Annotated in this window: 28 protein-coding genes; 12 read left to right on the plus strand and 16 right to left on the minus strand. The window is 68.5% G+C overall.

The window, feature by feature from the left end; genetic code table 11:
- Window positions 1-42: 42 nt before the first annotated feature.
- Genes U5918_RS10245 through U5918_RS10255 form a run of 3 tightly spaced genes read right to left on the minus strand, consistent with a single transcriptional unit; the run spans window position 43 to window position 2,017 of the window.
- Window positions 43-747: an energy-coupling factor transporter transmembrane component T family protein gene (locus U5918_RS10245; RefSeq protein ID WP_336001255.1), complete on the minus strand. Its 705-nt coding sequence runs from the start codon at window positions 745-747 to the stop codon at window positions 43-45.
- Window positions 741-1,439, minus strand: a complete 699-nt coding sequence (locus tag U5918_RS10250) for an energy-coupling factor ABC transporter ATP-binding protein (RefSeq protein ID WP_336001256.1) — start codon at window positions 1,437-1,439, stop codon at window positions 741-743. Before U5918_RS10250 ends, U5918_RS10245 begins: the two co-directional genes overlap by 7 nt.
- Window positions 1,436-2,017 carry a biotin transporter BioY gene (locus U5918_RS10255; protein ID WP_336001257.1) on the minus strand — a complete coding sequence of 194 codons (582 nt, stop codon included), beginning with the start codon at window positions 2,015-2,017 and terminating at the stop codon, window positions 1,436-1,438. The genes U5918_RS10250 and U5918_RS10255 overlap by 4 nt, the downstream gene beginning before the upstream one ends.
- Before the next feature lie 181 nt (window positions 2,018-2,198).
- Between U5918_RS10255 and U5918_RS10260 the strand changes: the two genes are divergently transcribed.
- The gene (locus U5918_RS10260; protein WP_336001258.1) at window positions 2,199-3,029 is read left to right on the plus strand and encodes a transglutaminase-like domain-containing protein; all 831 of its coding nucleotides are present in this window, start codon (window positions 2,199-2,201) and stop codon (window positions 3,027-3,029) included.
- Window positions 3,030-3,041: 12 nt separating this feature from the next.
- Window positions 3,042-3,989, plus strand: coding sequence for a TIGR03571 family LLM class oxidoreductase (locus tag U5918_RS10265; RefSeq protein WP_336001259.1), 948 nt, complete (start codon window positions 3,042-3,044; stop codon window positions 3,987-3,989).
- Here the strand turns inward: U5918_RS10265 and U5918_RS10270 are convergent, their stop codons facing one another.
- Window positions 3,990-4,295 (minus strand): DUF7526 family protein, encoded by a 306-nt coding sequence (locus U5918_RS10270; RefSeq protein WP_336001260.1) that lies wholly within the window; start codon window positions 4,293-4,295, stop codon window positions 3,990-3,992. It abuts the gene before it with no gap.
- An 85-nt stretch (window positions 4,296-4,380) separates the two neighbouring features.
- Between U5918_RS10270 and U5918_RS10275 the strand changes: the two genes are divergently transcribed.
- Window positions 4,381-4,860: a hypothetical protein gene (locus U5918_RS10275; RefSeq protein ID WP_336001261.1), complete on the plus strand. Its 480-nt coding sequence runs from the start codon at window positions 4,381-4,383 to the stop codon at window positions 4,858-4,860.
- Here U5918_RS10275 and U5918_RS10280 read toward each other — a convergent pair whose 3' ends face one another.
- The gene (locus tag U5918_RS10280) at window positions 4,861-5,754 is read right to left on the minus strand and encodes a DMT family transporter (RefSeq protein WP_336001262.1); all 894 of its coding nucleotides are present in this window, start codon (window positions 5,752-5,754) and stop codon (window positions 4,861-4,863) included.
- 113 nt (window positions 5,755-5,867) lie between these two features.
- Between U5918_RS10280 and U5918_RS10285 the strand changes: the two genes are divergently transcribed.
- On the plus strand, window positions 5,868-6,398 hold the full coding sequence (locus tag U5918_RS10285; RefSeq protein ID WP_336001263.1) for a hypothetical protein: 531 nt from the start codon (window positions 5,868-5,870) through the stop codon (window positions 6,396-6,398).
- Between the two features lie 25 nt (window positions 6,399-6,423).
- Here U5918_RS10285 and U5918_RS10290 read toward each other — a convergent pair whose 3' ends face one another.
- Both U5918_RS10290 and U5918_RS10295 read right to left on the minus strand, forming a co-directional pair.
- Window positions 6,424-7,806 (minus strand): cytochrome P450, encoded by a 1,383-nt coding sequence (locus U5918_RS10290; RefSeq protein ID WP_336001264.1) that lies wholly within the window; start codon window positions 7,804-7,806, stop codon window positions 6,424-6,426.
- Window positions 7,806-8,384, minus strand: coding sequence for a hypothetical protein (locus U5918_RS10295; protein ID WP_336001265.1), 579 nt, complete (start codon window positions 8,382-8,384; stop codon window positions 7,806-7,808). The genes U5918_RS10290 and U5918_RS10295 overlap by 1 nt, the downstream gene beginning before the upstream one ends.
- 230 nt (window positions 8,385-8,614) lie before the next feature.
- Between U5918_RS10295 and U5918_RS10300 the strand changes: the two genes are divergently transcribed.
- Together U5918_RS10300 and U5918_RS10305 are read left to right on the plus strand one after the other, a co-directional pair.
- The gene (locus tag U5918_RS10300) at window positions 8,615-9,793 is read left to right on the plus strand and encodes an LLM class flavin-dependent oxidoreductase (RefSeq protein WP_336001266.1); all 1,179 of its coding nucleotides are present in this window, start codon (window positions 8,615-8,617) and stop codon (window positions 9,791-9,793) included.
- 99 nt (window positions 9,794-9,892) lie between these two features.
- A complete protein-coding gene (locus U5918_RS10305) occupies window positions 9,893-10,306 on the plus strand; it encodes a hypothetical protein (protein ID WP_336001267.1) in 414 nt (137 codons plus the stop codon).
- A 37-nt stretch (window positions 10,307-10,343) separates the two neighbouring features.
- On the opposite strand, the gene U5918_RS10310 is transcribed toward U5918_RS10305, so the two are convergent.
- A complete protein-coding gene (locus tag U5918_RS10310; protein WP_336001268.1) occupies window positions 10,344-10,685 on the minus strand; it encodes a glutaredoxin family protein in 342 nt (113 codons plus the stop codon).
- Between the two features lie 62 nt (window positions 10,686-10,747).
- Window positions 10,748-10,993: a BolA family protein gene (locus tag U5918_RS10315; protein ID WP_336001269.1), complete on the minus strand. Its 246-nt coding sequence runs from the start codon at window positions 10,991-10,993 to the stop codon at window positions 10,748-10,750.
- A gap of 81 nt (window positions 10,994-11,074) precedes the next feature.
- Here U5918_RS10315 and U5918_RS10320 point away from each other — a divergent pair, with 81 nt between their 5' ends.
- Window positions 11,075-11,494, plus strand: a complete 420-nt coding sequence (locus tag U5918_RS10320) for a DoxX family membrane protein (protein ID WP_336001270.1) — start codon at window positions 11,075-11,077, stop codon at window positions 11,492-11,494.
- A gap of 66 nt (window positions 11,495-11,560) precedes the next feature.
- Here U5918_RS10320 and U5918_RS10325 read toward each other — a convergent pair whose 3' ends face one another.
- Together U5918_RS10325 and U5918_RS10330 are read right to left on the minus strand one after the other, a co-directional pair.
- Window positions 11,561-12,214: a lactate utilization protein gene (locus tag U5918_RS10325; protein ID WP_336001271.1), complete on the minus strand. Its 654-nt coding sequence runs from the start codon at window positions 12,212-12,214 to the stop codon at window positions 11,561-11,563.
- A gap of 92 nt (window positions 12,215-12,306) precedes the next feature.
- A complete protein-coding gene (locus tag U5918_RS10330; RefSeq protein ID WP_336001272.1) occupies window positions 12,307-12,729 on the minus strand; it encodes a hypothetical protein in 423 nt (140 codons plus the stop codon).
- 282 nt (window positions 12,730-13,011) lie between these two features.
- On the opposite strand from U5918_RS10330, the gene U5918_RS10335 reads away from it, so the two are divergent.
- On the plus strand, window positions 13,012-13,413 hold the full coding sequence (locus tag U5918_RS10335; RefSeq protein ID WP_336001273.1) for a histidine kinase: 402 nt from the start codon (window positions 13,012-13,014) through the stop codon (window positions 13,411-13,413).
- Window positions 13,414-13,485: 72 nt separating this feature from the next.
- Window positions 13,486-14,064: an IMP cyclohydrolase gene (locus U5918_RS10340; protein ID WP_336001274.1), complete on the plus strand. Its 579-nt coding sequence runs from the start codon at window positions 13,486-13,488 to the stop codon at window positions 14,062-14,064.
- Window positions 14,065-14,073: 9 nt separating this feature from the next.
- Here the strand turns inward: U5918_RS10340 and U5918_RS10345 are convergent, their stop codons facing one another.
- Window positions 14,074-15,087 (minus strand): AI-2E family transporter, encoded by a 1,014-nt coding sequence (locus tag U5918_RS10345; RefSeq protein WP_336001275.1) that lies wholly within the window; start codon window positions 15,085-15,087, stop codon window positions 14,074-14,076.
- Between the two features lie 88 nt (window positions 15,088-15,175).
- Here U5918_RS10345 and U5918_RS10350 point away from each other — a divergent pair, with 88 nt between their 5' ends.
- On the plus strand, window positions 15,176-15,835 hold the full coding sequence (locus tag U5918_RS10350) for a metallophosphoesterase family protein (RefSeq protein ID WP_336001276.1): 660 nt from the start codon (window positions 15,176-15,178) through the stop codon (window positions 15,833-15,835).
- Between the two features lie 12 nt (window positions 15,836-15,847).
- On the opposite strand, the gene U5918_RS10355 is transcribed toward U5918_RS10350, so the two are convergent.
- Both U5918_RS10355 and U5918_RS10360 read right to left on the minus strand, forming a co-directional pair.
- Window positions 15,848-17,539, minus strand: coding sequence for a hypothetical protein (locus tag U5918_RS10355; RefSeq protein WP_336001277.1), 1,692 nt, complete (start codon window positions 17,537-17,539; stop codon window positions 15,848-15,850).
- 118 nt (window positions 17,540-17,657) lie between these two features.
- Window positions 17,658-18,848 carry an aspartate kinase gene (locus tag U5918_RS10360; protein ID WP_336001278.1) on the minus strand — a complete coding sequence of 397 codons (1,191 nt, stop codon included), beginning with the start codon at window positions 18,846-18,848 and terminating at the stop codon, window positions 17,658-17,660.
- Window positions 18,849-19,001: 153 nt separating this feature from the next.
- On the opposite strand from U5918_RS10360, the gene U5918_RS10365 reads away from it, so the two are divergent.
- On the plus strand, window positions 19,002-19,385 hold the full coding sequence (locus tag U5918_RS10365) for a hypothetical protein (RefSeq protein ID WP_336001279.1): 384 nt from the start codon (window positions 19,002-19,004) through the stop codon (window positions 19,383-19,385).
- Here U5918_RS10365 and U5918_RS10370 read toward each other — a convergent pair whose 3' ends face one another.
- Window positions 19,386-21,020 carry a DNA-directed DNA polymerase II small subunit gene (locus U5918_RS10370; RefSeq protein WP_336001280.1) on the minus strand — a complete coding sequence of 545 codons (1,635 nt, stop codon included), beginning with the start codon at window positions 21,018-21,020 and terminating at the stop codon, window positions 19,386-19,388.
- Between the two features lie 110 nt (window positions 21,021-21,130).
- Between U5918_RS10370 and U5918_RS10375 the strand changes: the two genes are divergently transcribed.
- Window positions 21,131-21,820 carry a S26 family signal peptidase gene (locus tag U5918_RS10375; RefSeq protein WP_336001281.1) on the plus strand — a complete coding sequence of 230 codons (690 nt, stop codon included), beginning with the start codon at window positions 21,131-21,133 and terminating at the stop codon, window positions 21,818-21,820.
- Between the two features lie 25 nt (window positions 21,821-21,845).
- Here the strand turns inward: U5918_RS10375 and U5918_RS10380 are convergent, their stop codons facing one another.
- The gene (locus tag U5918_RS10380) at window positions 21,846-23,483 is read right to left on the minus strand and encodes a Cdc6/Cdc18 family protein (RefSeq protein WP_336001282.1); all 1,638 of its coding nucleotides are present in this window, start codon (window positions 23,481-23,483) and stop codon (window positions 21,846-21,848) included.
- Window positions 23,484-24,212: the final 729 nt, after the last annotated feature.

Below are 24,212 nucleotides of genomic sequence, written 5' to 3' on the forward strand. Positions count from 1 at the left end.
GTACGTTGTGGTTCGGCGTCGCCGACGCGACGGGCGGGCCACTCACAGCAGCGCGGACGCGACCAGCGCCAGGGTGAGGAGGATGAGCGGCACGTCACGGAGCCCGAGGGTCAGCCTCGGAAGGGTCGGGTTCCAGGCGACACAGCGCGCCTGCATCGCCAGCGCGAGCGCGTCTGCGCGGCCGTCGATCCGCCGGAGGCCGGCGGTCGCCACTAGACGAATGCGCTCCGAGAGGGGACGCTCGGTCCCGAGGCGTGCCTGCACCGCCGCGCGGGCGCGTCGCAGGTCGTCGACCAGCACCGGGAGGAACCGGAAGACGACGGCCACGCCGAGGCCGAGGAAGCGACCCGGCTTGCCGGGGACGAGCCACTGGATGGCCGCCCGCGAGTCCCGCGCCGGCGTCGCGTGGACGTACGCCGCGCTCACGAGCAAGAGGAGGAAGACCCGGTAGCTCGCCAGCGCCGGGAACCGGGCATCTGCGAGCGAGAACCACGGGGATCCGAGCGTCAGCCCCTCGAAGACAGGTGCCAGAAGCAAGATCGGGAGCGCGAACCGGAGATCGTACGCGGCCCCGATCGGGGACCGGCCCGCCGAGCCGAGCGCCGCGAGCGCGACCAGCGACAGGACCGCCAGTCCGCGCGGCGTGGTGTGGGCGAACGCGGCCACGGCGAACCCCGCCTGGAAGGCGAGTTTGGCGCGCGGGTCCAGCCCGTGCGCGATCGTGGTCCCCGGCTCGTATCTCAGCATGGCCGCACGTCGAACGATTCCAGCCGATCCCGAACGTCCTCGGGCGCGCCGTCGAGCGCGACCCGTCCATCGGCGAGGACGACGATCCGGTCGGCCAGGTCGGCGACGTCCCGGAGGTCGTGGGTGACGAGGACGATCCCCGTCCCGGTCTCGTGGAGCGCGGTGAGGCGGTCACACACCGCCCGGCGCGCGGGCAGATCGAGACTGGCGAGCGGTTCGTCGAGGACGAGATGGGACGGCTCCATCGCGAGCGCGCCGGCGATGGCCGCCCGGGCCTGTTCGCCCCCCGAGAGCCGGTCGAGGCGCTCGTCCCCCCGACCGTCCAGCCCCACCGTCTCCAGTGCGTCGTCGACCCGGCGGTCGAGCTCGTCGTGGGAGCACCCGAGGTTCTCGGGCCCGAAGGCGACGTCCGCGCGGACGGTCGCGGCCACGAACTGGTCGCGGGGGTCCTGGAACACCATCCCGACGGCGGTCCGGGCCGCCACGAGGTCGTCGGTGACCGGTCGGCCGTCGACCAGGACCTCGCCGGCCTCGGGTTCCTCGAGGCCGTTGAACTGCCGGACCAGCGTCGTCTTGCCGGCGCCGTTCGGGCCGACCAGGAGGACGAACTCGCCGTCCCCGATGGTGAGGTCCACGCCGTTCAGTACTGTGGTCCCGCCCCGCCGTGCGACCAGGTCGCGGGTCTCGATCATTCGGCGACGAAGGCGTCGCTCCGGACGATCCCGACCGCGGCGGCGATCTTGAACGCCTCGGCGGGGATGAACGCCGCCGCGCCGGCCGTGAAGGCCGCGACCGGGCCCAGGCCCAGGACGAGCATCAGCCCCGCGATCCCGAGGACGTAGACGACCGCCGTCCCGGCTATCATCGCGCCGACGAGGCGACCGAGTGAGGCGTCCTGCGGATCGCCGACCGCGATCCCGCCGTGGACGAGCAATCCGACGAGGGCGGCGGCGATCGGATACGCCCAGAGGTAGCCCGCCGTCGCGCCGACGAGCTGGCCGAGGCCCGCGGCGCCGTTGCTGAACACCGGTGCGCCGACTGCCCCGGCCGCGAGGTAGACGCCGATCGAGGTGCCGCCCCAGACCGGGCCGAGGTAGATGCCGGCGAGGAAGACGCCCAGCACCTGCAGCGTGACCGGCGCGGGCGAGAAGGGGTTCGGGAAGCTGACGTAGGCGAACGCCCCCATGAGCGCCGCGAACAGCGCGACCCGGCCGATGTTCTCGACGACCGCCGCGTCCACGAGGTCCACGTCGCCCGTGTCGGTGCTCACAGTCGACCCTCCGCGAGTATCTGCGTGCGTGCCATGGCGTCACTCTCTCCGGTCTACCAAGTTGAACACTTCGGTTGACGAAACCGGCTCGCCAGTCGCCCACGTACGTCAACGTCTCTCGATGTACCGGTCATAGCAGCGCTTACTCGCATCCCCGCCGGCCTCTCGACTACCCCACACCATGGCCGCAGAAACGCCACACGGAGCGGACGCGGGGCGGAGCGACGGTGACGCGAGCGGGCCGACGCGCAGGCGACTCCTCGGCGCGCTCGGGGCCGGCGTCGCCGCCGGCCTCGGCGGGTGCATCGGCGGTGTCGACGGTCGGCGCACGGGTGCCGACGATCGCCGCATCGAGCGCTCGTTCACCGTCGTGACTGGTGCCGGAACGTCGGAACTTCGATACGAGATTCCGGCCGCAGCCTACGAGAGCGCCCGCGAGGCGGCCCCCGCCGTTCCGGCGGCCGTGCGGGCCGCGCGATCGGCCGCGTTCCTCGACGGGCTCGCGGAACGGCTGCAGGAACTGACCGCCTCACCCGCCGGCGCCGTCCGGGCGGCCCGGTCGCTGACCGCCCGACTCCCCTACGTGACCGACGTCGCGTCGACCGGTGACCGGGAGTACGTCCGGCACCCGGCCGAGACCCTCGTCGACGGACGGGGCGACTGCGACGACGTGGCCGTCCTCCTGATGGCCCTGCTCTCCCGGCCGGCCTTCGGCTACCGCACCGGGCTGGTGATGCCGCGCAATCACTGCGCGACGCTCGTGGCCCGCGACGACCTGCCGACGGAGCCGGTGCGCGACCCCCTGACGGTCTCGCCAGGGGACACCGAGTTCGTCTACGTCGAGGCCGTCCAGCGCGTTCGCGCCGGCGACTGGGCCAGGGCCTACGGTGAACGACCGGTGCTGGCCGCCTACCTGGACGGCTGGCACGTCCTCGACGGGCGGGCGCTGCTGGATTCGGTCGGGGCGGAGCTCGACCGTGCCACGATCGGGTCCCTCGGTCGCTACGTCTGAACCGCAGCCCCCATGTCCGTCCGGATCCGAGTCCAGCGAGTGACGGCCGACCACGAGAACGCGGGCTACCGGCGGCTCTTCGACGGCGACGGGTTGACCTTCGGGACCGGCTTCCCACTCACCGACAACCGGGAGTCGCGGCCGCCCGCCGAGCGGGAACTCGAACTGGCGGCCCACGCCGAGCGCGTCGGGTTCGACGCGCTGTGGGCCCGGGACGTCCCCCTCCACTGGCCGCGGTTCGGCGACGCGGGCCAGACCTTCGACACCTGGCCGTGGCTGAGCCAGGTCGCCGCCCGCACCGACGAGGTGGCGCTGGGCACCGCGAGCGTCGTCCTCCCGCTCCGGCACCCCCTCCACGTCGCCAAGAGCGCGGCGACCCTCGACCGACTCTCCGACGGGCGGCTCGTCCTCGGCGTCGCGACCGGCGACCGCGATCCGGAGTTCGACGCCTTCGGGATCGATCGCGACCGGCGGGGTGAGCGGTTCCGCGAAGCCATTACACTCCTTCGAACCGTCTGGCGCGAGGACTTCCCCGAGATCGAGGGCTCGTGGGGCGAACTCGACGGCGACCTCGACCTCGTCCCGAAACCGACGACCGGGACGCTCCCGCTCTTGCCGACCGGGCACGCTCGGCAGGAACTCGACTGGATCGCCGAGCACGGCGACGGCTGGTTCTTCTATCACCTGCCCCAGGACACGCTCGAATCCTATCTGGCCGACTGGCGGGAACTCGCGGGCGAGAAGCCCTACGCGATGGCGGTCCGGACGGACCTGGCCGACGATCCGACGGCGGGTCCAGAGCACGTCCACCAGGGCTATCGCGCGGGCGTCGACTGGTTCCGGGAGTACTTCCGGGAGCTGGACGAACTCGGCGTGGATCACGTCCTCGTCTCGCCGGCCGGCGAGGACCCCGAGCGTGACCTCACTCGCTTCGCCGAGGCCGTCGTCGGTCGGGTGTAACTACTGCGGGGCGGGGGACTCCAGCTCGGTCACGTCGTAGACGCCGGGGAGGCTCGTCTCCTCGACGGTGGCGGTGACGATCTGGCCCTCCTCGGCGGGGCCGTCGGCGACCAGGGTGACGGGTTCGAGCGTCGACCGGGCGAGCACGAGCTTCAGCCGCTGGAACCAGGAGGGCGAGCCGCCCTTCCAGCAGACCAGCACGTAGCGCGACTCGGCCAGCGTCTGGAGGGCCTCGTCGAGGTCGTACTCGTCCTGTTCCGACGGGGCCACGACGTGGAGCACCTCCCCGCGGAGCCGTTCGGCCATACCGGCGGGTCGTGCTGGACGGAAATGTGTCTTCCGTGCCTCGCTCACAGGAAACTGACTTCGGACCGGAGTGCGTAGGGGCGCTATGAGCGAGGGCGACGCGGAGCTGTCGGCCGAGGCGTTCGTCGAGTACTGCGAGACGCAGGCCCGGCTGCTGCTGGGCAAGGTCGACCAGATGGAGGCAGAGATCGACGAGCTGCTCTCCGACCTCGACGCGGAGATGGCCGAGATCCGCGAGCGCCTCGACGGCCACGCCGACGCGGTCGAGGGCACCGTCACGCCGGGACCCGATGGCGGCCTCGACGTGGCGGCCATCGAGGACCTGGAGGCAGACCTCGAGGAGCGCCAGGCGGTCGCCGCCGCCGAGCAGTCCCGCATGGTCGCCTTCCAGGACCTGGCCGTCGGCTACACCGAACTGGCCGCCGACCTCCCCGACGCCGCGGACGGCCGGGCCGCCCTGAAGCGCGTCCTCGAGTTCGAGACGGAACGCGATGCCCCGGCGTACTTCCCCGACCGCCAGACCGTGCTGGAGGCCGCCGCCGAGTCGGACGACGACGATAGCTGATCAGGCGAGCAGTTCCCGGAAGGCCGCCCGCTTCAGCAGGAGGAAGCCGACGAAGATGACGGCGAACCCGACGAAGGCGAGGGGGCTGATCCGCTCGCCCAGCAACGCGACGCCGGCCAGCGCCGCGACGACCGGCACAAGATAGCCCACGAGACTCGTCTCCGTCGCGCCGTAGATCGCGAGCAACCGGAAGTACAGGAAGAAGGCGATGGCCGTCGCGAACACCCCGAGATAGGCCACCGCAGCCAGCGAGATCCCGGCGGGGACCGTCAGCGGTTCGCCGGCCCCGACGCTGACGAGGTGGAGGACGACCCCGCCCACGAGCATCGACCAGCCCGCGAGCGTCGTCCCGCTGATGTCGGGGCTGGCCCGCTGGACGAGGACGCCGCCGAGCGAGACGCTCACCACCTGCACGCAGATCAGCAGCTTGCCGATCAGGTCGGCCTGCAGGAGGTTCGCGGGGTCCGGCCGGATCACCAGCCCCACGCCGAGGAAGCCGACGACGATGCCGAGGGCCCCCACCGCGGAGACGGTCTCCTCGGGGAGCAAGAGGAGCGCCCAGAGGACCGTCGCGATGGGGACCAGGCCCTGGATGATCGCGGCGACGCCGCTGGGGACCGTCTGCTGGCCCAGGAAGAGGAAGCCGTTGCCCGCGATCAGGAACAGGCCGCCGCCGACGACCGCCTCGAAGTCGGCCCTGGTCGTCGGCAGCCAGGACCGGCCGACGGCCTGGACTCCCGCAGCACCGAGCAGGAGGACGGCGGCGATGTCGTAGCGGAAGGCGGCGAACAGTACCGGCGGAAGCGTCTCCAGGCCGACGGTGATGGCGGGGAAGGAGAGTCCCCACAGCGTCGCCAGCAGCAGGAAGGGCGCGACCGCACGAATCTTCGACACACCCGGAGTAGCGTCGTGCGCGTGAAAACGCTGACCGTTCGGGCGCGCCGGCGCGCCGTTCGACGTGCTCGCGACCGAAAAGATCCAACTGCCCCGGGCCCGACCCGCCCGGCATGGACCTGACGGCACTCGTCGAGGAGTACCTCGACTACTACGGCGAGACGCAGGGCGTCCTGCCCGAGCGACTGGCCGAGTTCGGCGACACCTACCGCGAGCAGGGACACCTCACCCGCGAGCAACTCTACGAGATCGCCTACGAGTCCTCGACCCGGAGCGCCTACCACGTCGAGAAAAACCCCGAGGCGCGCTGCCGGGAGGTGACCGCGAACGTGCTCGCCGTCGACGGCGACTTCTCGCAGATTCAGCTACTGACCGGCCTCTCGGGGTTCAAGGCGCCGACGGCCTCCTGCGTCCTGGCGGCGCTCGATCCCGAGCGCCACGCCGTCGTCGACACGCGCGTCTGGGCGACGCTGGACCGGCTGGACTACCTCGACGGCCGCAAGGAGTCCTTCGACGCCGCCGACTACGTGACGATGATCGAGCCCATCCGCGAGATCGCCGCCGAGACCGGCTTCTCCGTCGTCGACGTGGGCTACGCCCTGTTCGCCTACGACGACGACGTGCGGGAGGGGACCCTGCACTGAGGAGAATGCGCACGGCCGAGGTCGCTCACACCCAATCGGTGACGGCCATCTCGATCGGTTCGTCTGGGACCATCGTCACCGCGGAGTCGACGGCGGGCGTGTCGTGGGTCGGCGACCGCAGGCGAAGCCGGACGTCGCGCACGACGCGGGCGAGGATCAACTGGGCCTCGGCGAGCGCGAACAGGCGGCCGATGCACATCCGCTGGCCGCCGCCGAAGGGGAAGTAGCTGTAGGCCGGTCGCTCCTCGGCCGCGCCGGGCGCGAACCGCTCGGGGCGGAAGGCCAGCGGATCGGCCCACAGGTCCGGATCCCGGTGGACGACGAACTGGCTGAGCACGACCTCAGAGCCCGCCGGGATCTCGTAGCCGGAGATTTCGTCGCAGTCTTCCGCCTCTCGGGTGATGACCGGCACCGGCGGGTAGATGCGCATCGCCTCCTGCACGCACTGCTTGACGAACGACGCGTCGCCGGCGGTGCCGGCCGAAAAGCCGACCGCGTCGGTGATCGCGTCGGCCTCGGCGACGCGCTCGTGGAGTCGCCGGTGGACCCCCGGATGATTCGCGAGCAGGTACCAGGTCCAGGTCAGCGCCGCCGCGGTCGTCTCGTGGCCGGCCAGGAGGAAGGTGACGAGTTCGTCCCGGATCTGCTCGTCGGCCATCCGTTCGCCGTCGTCGGTGCGGGCGGTGAGCAGTTTCGAGAGCAGGTCGTCGTATTCGTCGGCCTCGCCCCGCCGGGCCTCGATGAGGTCGTACACGACCGCGTCGATGTCGTCGATAGCGGCTCGCGTCCGGCGGTTGTGCGGCGTGGGAATCCACTCGGGCGCGGTCGGGACGACGCCGACCTCGCGCTGGAAGCCTCGGCGAAGAGTCTCGAGGGCCGCACGGATCGTCTCGGCGTGGGCCTCGACGTCGGCGCTGAACATCGCTTTTCCGATGATCGACAGCGTGACACGCTCCATCTCGCGCAGGAGGTCGATTGGTTCCGAGCGAGTCGCCCACCGGTCGAGCATCGCCTCGGTCTCCGTCAGGATCAGGTCGGTGAACGACCGGACGCTGCCCGACCCGAACATCGGTCGGATCAGGCGGTGCTGGCGGTGCCAGAGCTCGCCCTCGCTCGTGAGCAGGCCGTCGCCGAAGAGTTCGGACAGCTCCTCCCGATAGACCGACGCCCGCCGGTAGTTCTCGGCGTTCGTCTCGAGGACGTGCTGGACGGCGGTCGGCTCGGCGAGCAGGACGCCGGGCGTCCCGTCGGGCATCGTCAGGTCGACGATCGGCCCGTACGCCTCCCGTGCGCTGACGAGGACGCCCGTCAGGTCGTCGGTCAGCAGCCGACGGGCCTGTCCCAGCCGTTCGGCGATACTCGGACCCGGCGGCGTGCTCGCCGGGTCGGCCGGTCCCCGGTTCGCCATCAGGCCAGCGCCTCCATCTCACCGGTGACGGCTTCCATCATCTCGTCGAACTCGCGGGACCGTTCGAGCGGACCGATGACGTCGAAGCGGTTCTGGATGAACGCCAGTTGGCCGTTGAACTCGTCGTCGCCGAGCATCGCGAACAACACGTCGGTCTGTCCTTCGAAGGTGATCTCGGGATCGTCGTGGAGTGACGGGCCGCCCGAGATCGACCCGGCGTCCGGGTCCGTGACTGCGTGGAATTCGATCGGCGAGTCCGTCGCCTCCCAGTTGACGACCGTGTCGATCGTGACGGCGTCGCCGACGGCCGAGATGTTCTCGGCGACCAGTCCCATCCCGTTCCAGAGGATCCAGAGGTAGCGTTCGACCGTCTCCGTGTCCTCGGTCGCGAAGGCGGCGACGTCGTCGAGCGTCGCCATCCGCTCGGTCAGTCGCTCGAAGACCGTCGGCTGGGTGACGAGCAACTCCCCGAGCGCGTCTTCGGAGTCCACCCCGGCGATGGCCGGCCCGAGGTGCTCCCGGAACTCCTCGTCCGGCATCTCGACGACCGATTCCAGCGGCGGTGCATCGTCGCTCATGGCCGGTCGCTCCCCCCGAGCGTGTCGTCGTGGTCCATGCCCTCACACTGCACTGTTCAGACGGATCAGTCCACCGCCCGGGATCAGAGGGTGCTTTTGAGCGGGGCGGGAAAAGCGACCTCTGTACCGACGCGCAAGGCTTTGCCCCGGACCAGTGGAAGAGGTGTGGTACCAATGGACGGAAGGCCGCCGGTCGTCGCGTCGGCCGTGCCGTCCGGACGAGGACCACCATGAAATTCGGGATCTTCTACGAACACCAGTTGCCGCGGCCCTGGACGGACGGGGACGAACAGCGCCTCTACGACGAGGCCCTGGCGCAGATCGAACTCGCCGACGAACTGGGCTACGACTACGTCTGGGAGGTCGAACACCACTTCCTCGAGGAGTACTCTCACTCCTCGGCCCCGGAGGTGTTCCTGGCGGCGGCCGCCCAGCGCACCGAACAGATTCGGCTCGGTCACGGGATCAAGCTGTTGCCGCCGAACTACAACCACCCGGCGCGTGTCGCCGAACAGGTCGCCACCCTGGATCTGGTCTCGGACGGGCGCGTCGAGTTCGGGACCGGCGAGTCCTCCTCGAACATGGAACTGGAGGGGTTCGGCATCGACCGCGGCGAGAAAGAGGCCATGTGGGCGGAGAGCCTCGGCGAAGTGACCGACATGCTGACCATGGAGCCGTACCCGGGCCACGAGGGCGAGCACTTCGAGATGCCGCCGCGGAACGTCGTCCCCAAGCCCGTCCAGGACCCCCACCCGCCGCTCTGGGTCGCCTGTTCCGGCCGGTCGACCATCGAGCAGGCCGCCCGCCTCGGCCTGGGCGTGCTGAGTTTCGACTTCGCGACACCCGAGAAGGCCGGCGAGTGGGCCGACCTCTACTACGAGACGTTCAAGGAAGAGTGTACCCCGATCGGCCACAGCGTCAACCCGAACTTCGCCATCGTCACGGGCTTCTCCTGCCACGAGGACGAGGCCGTCGCCCGCGAGCGCGGCGCGGAGGGGTTCGCCTTCTTCCAGTACGCGCTGGCGCACTACTACGGCGCGGGCGATCACCGCCCCGGCGAGACGAACGTCTGGGAGCAGTTCCAGGAGATCGGGGCCGAGGCCATCCTCGAAGGGCAGGAGGGCGACGGCGCCATCGGCACGCCCGCCCAGATCCGCGACCACCTCCGGGCCCTCGAGGACGCCGCCGTCGATCAGGTCATCTTCGTCCAGGAGGGCGGCGACAACCGCCACGAGCACATCTGTGACTCCCTGGAACTGTTCGCCGACGAGGTGATGGACGAGTTCCACGAGCGCGACGCCGAGCACGTCGCCGAGAAGGAGGCCGAACTGGAGCCGTACGTCGAGGCGGCCTTCGAGCGCCGCGAGGAACGCGACCCGCTCGAAGACCCGCCGGCCGTCGAGTCCTGAGCAGGCGGCGGCTGATGTGCGGACTCCCTCGTCGACGGCCCGGGGACCTGTCAGCAATCGGCGGGCGAGGTTCTTCCCCGTGGGACGGGACTATGTGGTATGAGGCGATCGGCGTCCGAGGGACCGACGGGGTCGGGGCCCGCGGCGTGGCTGCAGGGGCTGTGGGCGTACTACCGCGAGTACACGCACACGGCGATCCACACGGCCTCGGCCGCGGCGCTCACCGCGTTCGGACTGCTCGTCTTCGTCGACCCGCTGTTCGTGCTCCTGGCGATCGCCTCGTACGTCTGCCCCCCGATCGTCCTCTACGTTCTCGACGCCGAGGTGGGCAAACCCGACGGCGAGTCGGCGGACGCCGAGCACGCCGAGGTCGCCCGTGACCGAAGAGAGGGCGCTCCACGGGAAACGGAGGGCGGCGTGAAATCGGCTGACGATACCGATTCCGACACCGGCGACTCCGATTCCGACAGCGATTCAGACGACGGTGACACCGACAGCGACAGCGATAGCTGATCGGTCGGTCGCAGAGAGGAATCCCCGCCCCGCCGGCTCAGGCCGACAGCGTCGCTTCGAGTTCGCCCCGTTCGTGGAGCTGTTCGAGGATGTCGCTGCCGCCGACGAACTCCCCGTCGACGAACGCCTGCGGGACCGTTTCGCGGCCGCTGTGTCGTTCCAGGGCCTCGCGGTGGGCCTCGGTCGCCTCGAGCACGTTGACCGTCGCCACGTCGTCGCGGTGCTGCTGGATCAGGTTCAGCGCCTTCCGGGAGTAGCCACACTGGGGCATCAGTTCTGTCCCCTTCATGAACAGCGCGACGTCCGCCTCCTCGATGGTCTCGTCGACGCGCTCGCGGACCTCCTCGGCCGACAGGTCGGGTTCCGGATCGAAGCTCATGAGAGCTAGCATGACGGCGACGAGTAAATGGATTGTGCTAGCCGGTCGCAGTCATCCGGGACTCAGTCCTCGTATTCCGCGGGCGTGTAGGTCTCCAGTTCGATGGCGTGGATGTCTCGCGTCAGATGGTCACCCAGCGCGTCGTGGACTAGCTGGTGCTGGTCGACGAGGGTCTTGCCCTCGAAGGCAGGTGAGACGACGGTGAGGGCGTAGTGCTTGTCGTCGTCGGGATCGCGAGGCGTCGTGACCTCGGCGGTTGCGTCGGGCAGTTCCGATTCGACGAGGTCGGCGACGGCGGCTTCGTCCATGGTCGAGGGAAGGACCGCCGCGGGGAAAACCGCTTCGTCCGAAGTACCGTGATTTTCCGTCTCCGGTCCCAAGTCCGGGGTATGTCGTCCGCCGTCATCGACCGCCTGCGAGAGCGACTGGCCGAGGGACTCCCGCCGGCGGCGACGCTGGCCCGGGGAGGACTCGGGGCGATGCTCGTCGCCGCCGGCGTCCACAAGCTCCTCGCGCCGGAGGCGTGGGCGGTCTACGTCGTGGACTGGCTCGCGCCGTGGCTCGTCGTCTCGCCGCGGCTGTTCATGTTGCTCAACGGCCCGCCCGAGATCGCTGTGGGACTGGGCCTGCTGACCGACCGGTTCGTCGCAGTCGGCGCGGCCATCGCCGCCGTCTCGCTGACGGTCACGACGGCCTACCTCGCAGTCGTCGCGCTGACCCGCGGCGGCCTGTTCGCCGACGTGATGATCCGGGACATCGCGCTCACCGGACTGGCGTGGGCGGTGCTCGCGGATGCAGTGCGGACCTGAAACAGGGGTGGGAGCGAAAGGAGTGGAAGCGTGAGGGGAAGGGGGAGAAACGGGACGGGCGAGCGATCAGTACCCGAACTGCTCGCGGATCAGCACGACCGTCGTGCGGCCCTCCTCGAGTTCCTGTCGGAAGATGAGCTGCTTGGCGATGGCGCTCTCGACGCCGTAGGCCTCCTGTGCGCGTTCGTTCTCCAGTGGGTAGGCGACCGATTCCAGCCGGTCGAGCGCGGCGTCGAGGTCCTCGACGATCTTGTTGGTCCCGGTGACGATGGCGACGTTCGCGGCGGCGAAGGGGTAGGCGCCGATGCGGCTGCCCGAGCGGTCCGCCGCGACGAGTTCGCCCGTCTTCGCGACGGCGTTGATGCCGCCGAGGAAGTAGTCGGCGGTCTGGGCTTCCCGGCGGGCGGTCTGCCGTTCGGCGTCGTCGTCGATGCCCCAGATCTCGTTGGGCAGGGCCTCCCACTCGTGGTCGCCCTCGGTCAGGTACTCGTCGAACCCGATCTCCTCGAGCGTCGTCGAGTGGCCGTTCATCACCGACGCGCCCTCGGGGATGTGGGACTGCAGCGTCTCCAGTGCCGCCGCGGCCGAGTCGACGACGACGACCTCGAACCCGTTGGCTTCCAGGTTCTCGACCGCCTCGGCGACGGTCTCCTCGTCCGGTACCTGATCGAGCGAATCGTCGATCTCCGCGTCGTCCGCGTAGTCTGCTTTCTGGGACATGTGGTCTCGACCGGTACTACCCTCGCCAGGGGGATAAAGAATCGCGGACGGCGGTGTTAGCGGGTGACACCGGTGTTACCGGGCACCTCGGCTCAGTCGTTGCGACGCGGATCGGGGCCACTCGACCCGGGCGGTGTGCCGGTGACCCAGTTTTCCTCGTCGAGGGCGATGCGCGAGATGACGGCGGCGACCTCCCGGGCGCTCTCCTCGCGGTCGAAGAAGGAGACGTTGCCCAGCGAGTCGCCGACGGTCTTGCTCACCTCCGTGGTCGGGCGGTCCGCGTCGCCGACGATCTCCTCGACGGCGCGGGTGAGGCGTTCGTCCAGTTCCCGCCGGGCCGGCGCGGCGAGTTGAAAGCCCGCCGGGAGCAGGTCGTAGGTGACGGCGTAGCCCTCCTCGTATCGTTCGACGCCGAAGAACGGTTCGGCGCTCTCCTGTGCCCGCTCGTACTGCTCGTCTCGGGTGTCCAGGTCCGGGTACAACGGGACCTCCGACGGCGCGTATCCTGCTGCCACGAACGGGAGTTGGGGGTCGAGCGTGATGTACTTTGTCCGGCAGCCGGGGGGTAAGCCAGCGTTACGTGCATGGGACTGGCAGGGCACGCCGTTCCACACCGCTTTCCGCCCGGGCGCACGCCGCGCGAGCGCGGATGGGGGACATTACCACAACTCCGAAGTTGTGAACGATAGGCCTAGTATATCCCCTCAGATGTCGTATGTTCCCGTATGGCACAAAAGGCCGAAACTGTGGTAGGACGGCGAGTCGGATACGGACACCGCCCTGCGTGGGTGTCCGGGATGGGCGCTGGTCTGGCCGGCGGGGCGGTGATGGGCGTGTTGTTCTCGGTCCTGATGACGCCGGTGATCGAGATGGCGATCCCCGCGCTCGTGGGACTGAGCGGCGGCGTGGCCGGATGGGTCGTCCACATGTCGATCAGCGCCGTCTTCGGCGTCGTCTTCGCCGCGCTCGTGACGCTGACGCCGCTGTCCGAGTTCGCCGACCAGCCACTCGCGCTGCTCGGCCTCGGCCTCGCCTACGGTGCCGTCCTCTGGATCGTCGCCGCGGGGATCGTCATGCCCGTCTGGTTGAGCGCCGTCGGGTTCCCGATGGCACCGCCGGTCCCGAACCTGAGCCCGCTGAGCCTCGGCACGCATCTGGTGTTCGGCGCCGTCGTCGGCCTGCTCTACCCCTACATCTAGCGGGGGCGAGCGGCCGTGAGTGAGTCGGCGGGGATCGACACCTCCTTTATCGCGACCCGTAGAGAACGCACCATGTACGTCGGTAGATTCGTCGTGATCGCGCCCGACCGCGCCGCGTATCGCGTCTCCTCGCGCTCGTTCCCGAACCGCCGGATCGTCGCCCGCGAGGGCGGAACCACGCTCACCGTCGGGCCGACCGACGACGCGCCCGAGACGGATAACCCCTACATCTCCTACAACTGCGTCCGCCAGGTCGACGGCGCGGCAGTCGTCGGCAACGGCAGCCACGTCGACCCGATCACCGAGAAGCTGAGTATTGGATACCCCGCCCGGGACGCGCTGGCCGAGTCGCTGCTCGCGCTGGACTACGAGAAAGACGACTACGACACGCCCCGGATCGCCGGCGTGCTCGGCGCCGACGGCGAGAGCTACGTCGGGACCGTCCGCAAGGACGCCCTGCTGGTCGAGCAGGTGGACGAACCCACCCTCGTCGCGACCTACGAGGAGGACAGTCCGACGCCGTTCGACCTCGGCAGTGAGGACGCCGCCGGCATCGCGAGCGAGGTGTACGACCACGAGTTCGAACACGCCGTCTGCGCCGCGAGCGTCGTCCGGACCGACGACGGCTTCGAGACCGCGTTCGAGAACTGAGCCGCCCCTTCAGCGCTCCGCCGCTTCGAGTTCCGTCCAGTGCTCCGAGACGACCGTGAGGACGGCCTTTAGCCCGCCGAGCACGACGGGACCGAAAAAGAGGCCCATGATGCCGAAGGCGTACGCACCGCCGAGGACGCCGACCAGGATCACCGCCGGGTTGAGCCGGGCGTACCGGTCGACGGCGAGCGGGCGGAGGTAGTCGTCGGTGAGCCCGACCACGACGACGCTGTAGACGAACAGCGCCAGCGCCGGGACGGGTCGCTCCACGAGGAGGAGATAGACCACGGCCCCGCCCCAGACGGGGATGGCGCCGATCAGCGGGACCATCGCGAGCACGACCATCACCGCGGTCCAGAACGCCGCGTTGGGGACGCCGGTGGCGAAGAGTCCGAGGCCGGCGACGACCCCCTGCACCAGCGCGACGAAGACGTGCCCGAACAGGACGGCCCAGGTCATGGCGACGAGTTCCGACTCGAGATCCCGCCGGATCGGCTCGGGCAAGGGGACGGTCCGGTGGAGCCAGTCGACGAACGCCGCGCCGTCCTTCAGCAGGTAGTAGACGACGAATAGCGCCAGCGCGACCCCGATGACGAACGTGGTGATCGTCCCCAGGGCCTCGGTCGACCGCGAGAACAGCGCCCGCGCGACGTCCTGTCCCGAGGCGCCGATGGCGCCCGCGAGGTCGACCTCTCGTCCGGTCACCGACGCGATGCGAGCCTCCAGTTCCGTCAACGGGACCGCCCCGGCGTCGAACCCCCCGAAGATCCGGCGGGCGTCGTCCGCGACCGTCGCGAAGATCAGCGCGAACGGCGCCAGGAAGCCGACGACGGCCAGGACGGTCAGCGCGAAGGCGGCCACCGCCGACGGGACGACCGTTTCCAGTCGCCGATGGAGCGGGAAGAGGACGAACGCGACGAGTACGGCACCGAGGAGGTACTGGATGAACGGCAGCGCGATGAGCAGGGAGAGAAACCCCAGTACGGCGACCAGTCCGAGGAGCGAGCCTTTGCTGCGGTTCACGCCCCCGTTTCAACGTTCGGGGGCTTAATACCTCGACGGCCGCGCCCGGCGGCCAGCACTTAACCCGCTCCGGTGACTCCGGTCCCGTATGCGACTCGCCGTCGTCTCCGACATTCACGCGAATCTCGTGGCGTTCGAGGCGGTGCTCGACGATATGCCGGCCGTCGACGGCTACCTCTGTGCGGGTGACGTGGTCGGCTACGGCCCCTGGCCCGCCGAGTGCGTCGAGCGCGTGCGCGACCTCGGCGCCCCGACGATCATGGGCAACCACGACCGCGCGGTCGCCACCGAGACCGGCTTCGGGTTCAACAGCATGGCCGATGCCGGCGTCCGCTACGCCAGCGAGCACCTTTCTGCCGGCCAGGTCGAGTGGCTCCGCGGCCTCCCCAACGACCGGATCGAACACGACGGCCGCGTCAAGATCGTCCACGGCCACCCCGACGACCCCGACCGCTACACCTACCCCGGCCTCTTCTCGCCCGACATGCTCGACGAGGAGGACGTCCTGATCATGGGCCACACGCACGTCCAGGCCCACGAGACCTACGACGAGGGGATCCTGCTGAACCCCGGCAGCGTCGGCCAGCCCCGCGATCAGGACCCCCGCGCGGCCTACTCGATCCTCGACCTCGATTCGATGACCGTCGAGGAGCACCGCGTCGAGTACGACATCGAGCGCGTGATCGACGCCGTCCGGGACGCGGACCTGCCCGCGAAGATCGGCAAACGGCTCCGGAACGGGCGGTAGCCAGTCGCCGCGTCAGGACCGGAATCGGGCCAAGACGAGAGAACAGATCACCGCCAGGGCGGCGAGCGGGGCGGCGACGCCGAAGCCTGCGCCGTCACCAGTCGTGGTCCTCGCCGCTGCGGGTGAATCCTCGGTTCCAGCGTCCGTCGACGGGCCCGTGGTCTCGGGCGCGGCCGTCTCGTCCGTGGTCGATACCCTCGTTTCGGTCTCCGGTGACTCCGCCTGCTCGGTCGGAGACGTGGGCTGGTCGACGGTCCGGTCCGGCGTCGCGGTCGAGGGGGTTGACGGCGGGGCGGTCGACGCGTTCGCGTCGCTGAACCTGACCGGCTGTCGGTCGATCTCGTCGTGGATCGTGAGGTTCGCTTCGAACTCCTGCCCGCTCCACCTGACGGTCCCGTTATCCAACACCAGCCGGTCGGTCCGCAGACCGACGTACAGCGTCCTGTTGAGGTAGTCGCGTGCGACGACCAGCCCGTCGTTGCGGTAGGTGTCCCGGAGCTCGATCCGGGCACCGGAATCTCCGGCGATCCCGAACCTCACCGGATTTCCGGGGACGGTGGACAGTTCCCGGTCGGCGGCGACGTCGAGGAACGCCTTCGCGTATCGGTCCGACCCGTCGTACCGGGTCGCCGCGGCTTCGAGCGGCCCGAACAGGCTGGAACTCTCGATCTCGTAGACCAGCGCCGATCCGTTCGCCACGGAGTCGTCGTCCGCGAGCGTGTCGTTGCCGATGGCTCGTCGGAGGTCACCCGCTGTGGCGTTCTCGAGCGTGTCGGACTGGCCCGTCCAGGACTCGAAGTCCGCGACGGCAGTCTCCGTGACAGACAGCGAGTGGGTGTCGAGCGTGTGGTCGTTCTTGCGGACCGCGACGTCGTACTCGCCGGCCGGGAGCGGGTCGTCGCCACCCGGTGCGTCGTCGAGCGTGATCTCGGTGAGCGAATCGACAGGCTCACCGACGGTCAACCCTTCGCGGGTCCAGTAGGTGCTCCCGTGACCGTCATTCGGGGCGTTGCGGCCCACCAGGTGGGTGTTCACCACGAGGGTGACGAGTCCGTCGTCGTTCACGTCCTCGACGTCGACGGAGAGCGACAGGTCCTCGCCCGTGAGGCGGACGCGTGCCTCGTCAATCTCATGCAGTTGGATTGGAACGTCGACGACGCCGGATCGTGCGGTCTCGTCCGACCCCCCACGCAAGATCAGCGCGTCGATGCAATCGGATTCGAGAACAGTCACGACGTCGTCCGCGGTCGCACCACCACCGGTCTCGAACCTGATCTCGTGATCGTCCGTGGGGATGTATGCGTCCGAGAAATTCGCCGTGATGGTCGCGTTTCGGTCGCGGACTCGCATCCGGACGCCGTCGTCCGTGCGAGTGAGGTTCGTGATCGCGGGGTCGTCAGTATTGAGTTCGTCGTCGAACACGGTGAACAGGTGATCGGCGTCTAGATCGGCAGCCGTGACCGTCACGTCGAAGGGCGCCCGGTTCGCCGTCAGTGTGAGCGGGTTGATCCCCGCTTCCGGAGGACACCCGTCGACCCCTTCATGTTCGAAGATCGCGTCCAGTTCGGTCGCGTTCGATGCATCACCGTCGTCGTTGCCCGCACCGGTATGTGCCGCGGCCGGTGCTGTAGCAACGACCGTCACGCTCGCCAGCGCGAGCGCACAGAGGGTCAGGGCGACTACGTGCTGTCGTGTCGTACTCATGTCTCTCACCCACCCGGAGGGCGTTTCGTTCAGGGTGGTCGGTCGAGAAACTATCCAGGCGGTACGAATGTCTTTTGGTGTCAATCCGACTGACAGAACGAGTGAAACGATCCGACGCTCAGTTGTCGAAGACGGTCTGGATGTGGCCCAGCGCCTCCTCGCCGTTCTCCCAGTCGACGAAGACGGCAACGGAGGTCGCGCTCGTGATCACGTCGTGGACGTTGATGCGCTCGTCGGCCAGCGGCGCGACGATCTGATTGACGATGCCGGGTTCGGTCTGGAGTTCGCCGCCGGTGACACGGATGACCGCGTAGGGGTCGTCGACGGTGACCGAGGAGAGCGTGCTGGAGTCGACGACCTCGTCGTGCAGCAGGGTCTCCGCTTCTTCGGCGTGTTCCTCGTCGATGTAGAAGGTGATCGAATCCATCCCCGAGGAGACCGCGTCCACGTTGATGCCGGCGTCCGCGAGCGCCGTCGACAGCGTCGCGAGGATGCCGGGTTCGTTGCGGACCGCGCGACCGGCGACGGTGAGACAGGCCAGGCGGTCCTCTTGCATGTCGATGAGGTTCTCGAACTGCCCCTCGATGGAGGTGCCGCCGGTCATGATGTCGCCGTGCTGGTAGTGGACGACGCGGACGCTCATGCCCTCCTTCTTGTAGGTCAGCGCGCTCGGGGCGACGACCTCCGCGCCGCGGAAGGAGAGGTTTCGGAGCTCGTCGACGGTGATCTCCCCGACGTTGCGCGCGCCCTCGACGACGCGGGGGTCGCCGGTCATGACGCCCTCGACGTCGGTCACGATGACGACCTCGTCTGCGTCCATGTACTTCCCGAGCATGACGGCGGTGGTGTCCGAGCCGCCGCGCCCGAGCGTGGTCACGTTGCCGGCGTGATCCTGCGCGAGGAAGCCGGTGATGACGGGGACGACGTCGTCGTTGTGCATCTGCTCGGCCAGGACCTTCGCGCGCCGGGTCGTCTCGGCGACGTCGACCTCGCCGTGTTCGTCCGTGATGACCGGCCAGTCGTCGCTCCCGGGTTCGAGGAAGACGGCGTTGACCCCGCGGGCCGACAGCGCGCCCTTCAGCATCCGGACGGAGGTGCGCTCGCCCATGCTGACGATTTCTGCCCTGTCCGCCTCGTCGGCCTCGTACTGGATCTCGTCGAGCAGAAAGTCCGTCGTCGACCCCATCGCGCTGGCGACCACGGCCACCTCGTTGCCCTCCTCGACGGCCGCGGCGATGGAATCGGCGGCCCGGTTGACCCGGTCGCCGTTCCCCAGACTCGTCCCGCCGAACTTCGCGACTACGCGCATGCGATCACCGTCGGGTGTGTGTATGCGTCGCTCATGTGCTGGCGTTGACCAGCCCCCGGGATAACTGTGTTCATTGGTGCCGGCGGCCGCTATCGGCGGGTTCACGGCGCCGTCCGGAGCAACTATTTTCCCCCGAGAGCCCCACCTGCGACCATGGACCTCCGTGACGCCGTGGAGGCTGACGCCGGCCGACTCGCCGAGTTGACCGGCGCGCCCACCGACGTGACCCGCAACCTCGTCCACGACCGGACGGTCCGGGTCGCCGAACGCGACGACGACGTCGTCGGGTTCGTCAGCTACGACGCCCGCACCGACACCGTCCACGTCACGCAACTCGAGGGCGAACCCGCCGTCTGTGACCGCCTGCTCGAAGAACCCGTCCGCTTCGCCCGACGCGAGGGCATGGCCGTCGAGTTGATCGTCCCGGAACCCGACGAGATCGCGCGGACCGCCGCCGCCGACGCAGGCTTCGAGGAGGTCGGCCCCGGACCCGTCTTCGAGGGGACGGCGACCGTGAAGTTCCGGCTGGAGGACTGATCAGGCGAACTTCCGGATCGTCAGGTCGAGCGTGTCCAGGTCGACGATGGGCGCCATCGCACAGTCCGGGTCGATGTTGACGCTCTCCTGGAAGGCGGTCTGGGCCTGCCAGCAGCCGGAGTTGATCGTCAGGACGTTGTGGTACTTGCCGTAGCCGAACTTGTGGACGTGGCCGGCGTGGAACACGTCCGGCACCTCGTCGATGACGAGGTGGTCTTTGGCCTCCGGGGCCAGCCGTGTGTGACCGCCGTACTGCGGGGCGACGTGGCGTTTCTTCAGGAGCTGGTACATCGCCTTGTGCGGCTCGTCGTAGGTGGCCGTCTCGTCGGGCGTCTCGGCGATCACCTCGTCGAGCGAGACGCCGTGGTACATGAGGACGGAGACGCCCTCGACGTCGACCGTCGAGGGGTTCGAGGTGATCCGGCAGTCGTGGGCCGACATGATCTCCCGCAGTTCCTCGTCGAAGGCAGGCTGGGGTTCGGCCAGCCGGACGGCGTCGTGGTTGCCGGGGATCATGACGACCTCCATGTCGCCCGGCACCTCCTTCAGGTACTCCGAGAACTCGCGGTACTGGTCGTAGATGTCGACGACGTCGAGTTCCTCGTCCTGGTCGGGGTAGACGCCGACGCCCTCGACCATGTCGCCGGCCAAAAGCAGGTACTCGACGCGGTCGGCCTCCTCGGTGTGGAGCCACTCGGTGAACCGCGACCAGGCCTCGGCCATGAACTCCTGGCTGCCGACGTGCACGTCGCTGATGAGGGCCGCGCTCACCTCCCGGTCGGCCGTCGAGGGCTTGTAAGTGCGTGGGATCTCCGGGAAGTGGATCGAATCGACGAAGAGGATGCCGTCGCCATCGGAGTTGTCGTCCGACAGCGTGCCCTCGACGGCTATCACCTCGTCGAACAGCAACTCGCCGACCAGGTCGGCGATGTCCCGGTCTTTCATCACCAGACAGGGATAGACCCCGTTGGTGTCTTCGAGTTCGATCAGCCAGTGGCCGCTGGCGGTCGAGCGGATGTCCGAGACCATGCCGACGATGGCGGCCTCGCTCCCGCCGGCCATCGAGGAGAGGGCGTCGGTCGGTCGGTGGTTGATCCGGCCGCGCAACTGGCGGCTGAGTCGCTCGTAGCGGTCCCGGAACACGTCCACGAAGTCGCCGTACTCGCCCGTCCCCGTCGACTGGCCGGTCATGTCACCCCGGATCTCGACTGACTGCAGCGAGGTGTCGATGGACCGCTCACCGGTCGAGCCGGCACTCCGAGCGCCGCCCGCACCGGGAGGTTCGGCGACCGTCGACCCCCCCGTTTCGGGTGGAACGTCGGTCGCGGATTCCGGTGACGTGGCCGCCGCGGTTCCAGTCGAAACAGAGGGGTCTGGATCGGTCGGCCCGTCGGCGGCATCGGTCGCAGCGGCATCGGCGCTAGCGTGTTTGGATCGTCCGCTATCGGCGTCGAGCGCGGATTTGACGTGTTCGACGGAGAGCTTGATCGCGTCGTCGGGCGCGGTTTCGAGTGCCCGTTCCATCGTCCCGACTGGATCCGCTGCGTTCGCCAGGAGGGTGACCGCTTCGCGGTCTGCGTTGTACCCGCGCGAAGCGAGGGCGCTGACGATGCGAGCGGACGTCTCCTGAGGCACGAATTTACAGTGCGACCGACGTATCTAAAGCGTGTCGAAGGGGTGAGCTGCCCGCAACCACCGGCGGGCAGGCAGAAAGTTGAAGCGACCGGTGGCACAAATCGGTAGCAATGACCGAGCCACGCGGCGACGACGGTCGGCGGGGGCCGAATCCCCCCGAAGACGACGAGCGAGGGGGGTCCTTTCTCGACGACTTCGCTACGAGCGTTCTGGCGGTCGTCGGCATCGGCGTCCTGCTGTTCGCCGTCAGCGGCGTCTGGCCGCCGATGGTCGCCATCGAGAGCGGCAGCATGGAGCCGAACATCGGGACGGGTGACCTGGTCTTCGTCATGGACGAGGAGCGCTTCCCCAGCGACAGGGCTGTGGGGCAGACGAACGTCGCGACGGTCTACAGCAGCAACGACTCGGACTTCCGGAAGTTCAACAAGCCGGGCGACGTGATCATCTACGAGCCGAACGGCAACGACCGCGCCACGCCCGTGATCCACCGGGCGATATTCCAGGTCGAGGATGGAGAGAACTGGTACGACAGGGCCGACCCGGCCCACCTCCCGGACGACGTGAACTCGTGTGACGACCTGGAGTACTGTCCCGCGAACTACACCGGGTTCATCACCCGCGGCGACAACGAGGGGACGAACAAACACTACGACCAGGTGCAGGGCGTCTCCAAGCCCGTCAAGGCCGACTGGGTGATCGGCACCGCCGAGTTCCGGATGCCCGGCCTCGGCTGGCTCCGCCTGAACTTCGCCGCGTTGCCCTCGACCGGGACCGTCGACGCCGCCGAGATCGCGGCCTGAGGGAGTACCGAGTCGACTACGGTTCTCAGTTGTCGAACCGCGCCTGCACGAACGGCTGGACTTCCTCGATGTCGCCGAGTCGCGAGTCGCTCAGCAGGACCGCCTCGGTCTCGTCGATGGGGACCGAGAGGCTGATCTCCTTGGTCCGGCCGTAGCGGCCCTTCGAGACGACGACGGCGTTGACGATGCCCAGCATGTCGAGTTCGGAGATGAGGTCGGTGACGCGGCGCTGGGTCAACACGTCGGCGTCGATCTCGCCGCAGAGGCGCTTGTAGATGTTGTACACCTCGCCGGTGTTGACGTTGTGGACGCCGTTCTTTTCCAGGAGGATGATCGCGAAGAGGACGAGTTTCGACTGCGTCGGGAGCGTGCGGACCACCTCCACGACCCGATCGAGTTCGATCTTCTCCTGGGCCCGCCGGACGTGGTCTTCTTCGACGCGTTCGGTCTGGCCGCGCTCGGCTAGTTCGCCCGCCGTCCGGAGGAGGTCGAGGGCGCGCCGGGCGTCCCCGTGTTCCTGGGCGGCGAATGCCGCACAGAGCGGGATCACGTCGTCGGAGAGCGCACCGGCCTCGAAGGCGTCGTCCGCGCGGTGCTGGAGGATGTCCCGCAACTGGTTTGCGTCGTACGGCGGGAAGACGATCTCCTCCTCGCCGAGACTCGATTTCACGCGGGGGTCGAGGAAGTCGGTGAACTTCAGGTCGTTCGAGATCCCCATGATCGACACCCGGGAGTTGTCGAGTTCGGAGTTCATCCGCGAGAGGTTGTAGAGGGTGTCGTCGCCCGACTTCTCGACGAGTTTGTCGATCTCGTCGAGCATGATGACGACCACGCGCTCGTGGTAGTCGACCGCCTCGAAGAAACTGTTGTAGACGCGGTCGGTCGGCCACCCGGTCATGGGGACCTCCTCGAATTCGTCCCGATCGTTCTCCAGCGAGTCGATCCGGGCGTCGAGGTCCTCGAGGGAGTCGATTCCACCCTTGCCCGCGCCTGCGGACACCTCCATTTCGGGTGCAGCCGCCTTTGCAGAATCGAGCACGGAGGGATCCTCTGTCGCCCGTTCGCGGAGGGTCTCCAGTTCGGCGAGACGGTCGTCGATCACGTCGCGGTTGTTCCCGATGAACTTGTTCGCGAGCTGGGCCAGCACGCGGTACTGGGTGTCGGTCACCTCGCAGTTGATGTACTGGACCTCGCAGGGGACCTCGTACTTCTGGGAGGTCGTCTCGAGTTCCTCGCTGACGAACTTCGCACTGGCGGTCTTGCCCGTCCCCGTCTTCCCGTAGATGAGGATGTTCGAGGGCGTGTCCCCGCGCAGCGCGGAGACGAGGATCGTCGCCATGTTGTTGATCTGTTCCTGCCGGTGGGGCAGCTCCCGCGGCGTGTACGAGGGGCGCAACACTTCCTTGTTCTCGAAGATGGGTTCGCCACTCAGCAGGTCGTCGAACAGCCCGCGCGAGGCCTCGTCGAGATCGTCCTCGTCCTCCACGTCGTCCAGCACGACGTCGTCGAGCGAGGAGTCGGAATCGGTCGTCGCGTCGACGGTCAGGTCGCCCGCGGTGGCGTCGACGTCGTCGACCTGAATCTCCTCTCCGGCCCCTGCGGAGCCGTCTGATTCGCCCGCACCCGTGTCCGGTCCGTCGGATTCTTGCCCGCTATCTGTCATGAACGTACCCCTCTGTTTCAGGTGGAGAGACACACCTCGCGCCCCAGATACAGCCCGAGACCGGCCGAAGCACGGTCAGACGTGGAAATCGGGTCTGGTCGGGACGTCCAGTTGAACCACAAGAACCCGTGGTTGACGTCCTATTAAATATTTCGATCGTTGAGGGGTCCGTCTCCCACAGTATGACTCTATTGCGCTCGGTATCAGCACGGATAGGCCCGGACGCGTCCGGTCGCAGGATCCGGGTCCCAGCGGTTTCGAGCCCGAAACGGACCATTTCGGGTGGAACGGCCAGTTGCGCCGGCCGAGCGTCGATCGGATCGGAGCGCGGAGACTCGGAGCCCGGCGCGGTCGATGGCGGAGCCCCTCCTGGAAGCGACGGGTGACGATCAGCGAGCGATGGGTGGCGCCGATCGGACGTTCGGGACTGGTCCGCCGGTGAGCAGGAAGATCGGACCGAGCGTCCCCCGGCCAGGACACTCGATCCGCGACGGTCGAGGGAACCTGTCGACTGGTGGGAGGGAACCCCCCCACCCCTTCGTTTCGGGTGGAGTGGAAAGAAGTGGGGTGGGGGGACCCCCCGTTCTAGAGAGGGCAAGAGTTAAGACACCACACCATAAACCAAATCCGCACTAGGTCGTAGAACCCTTTCTTCTAGTGGAACTAGTAGGTTGCTAGTGGGTTGCTAGTCGTTGTCCAGCCCATCGCTCGTGAAATCACCGAGACGGT

This window comes from Halorientalis sp. LT38, from assembly GCF_037031225.1.
In the GTDB taxonomy this organism is placed as follows: domain Archaea; phylum Halobacteriota; class Halobacteria; order Halobacteriales; family Haloarculaceae; genus Halorientalis; species Halorientalis halophila.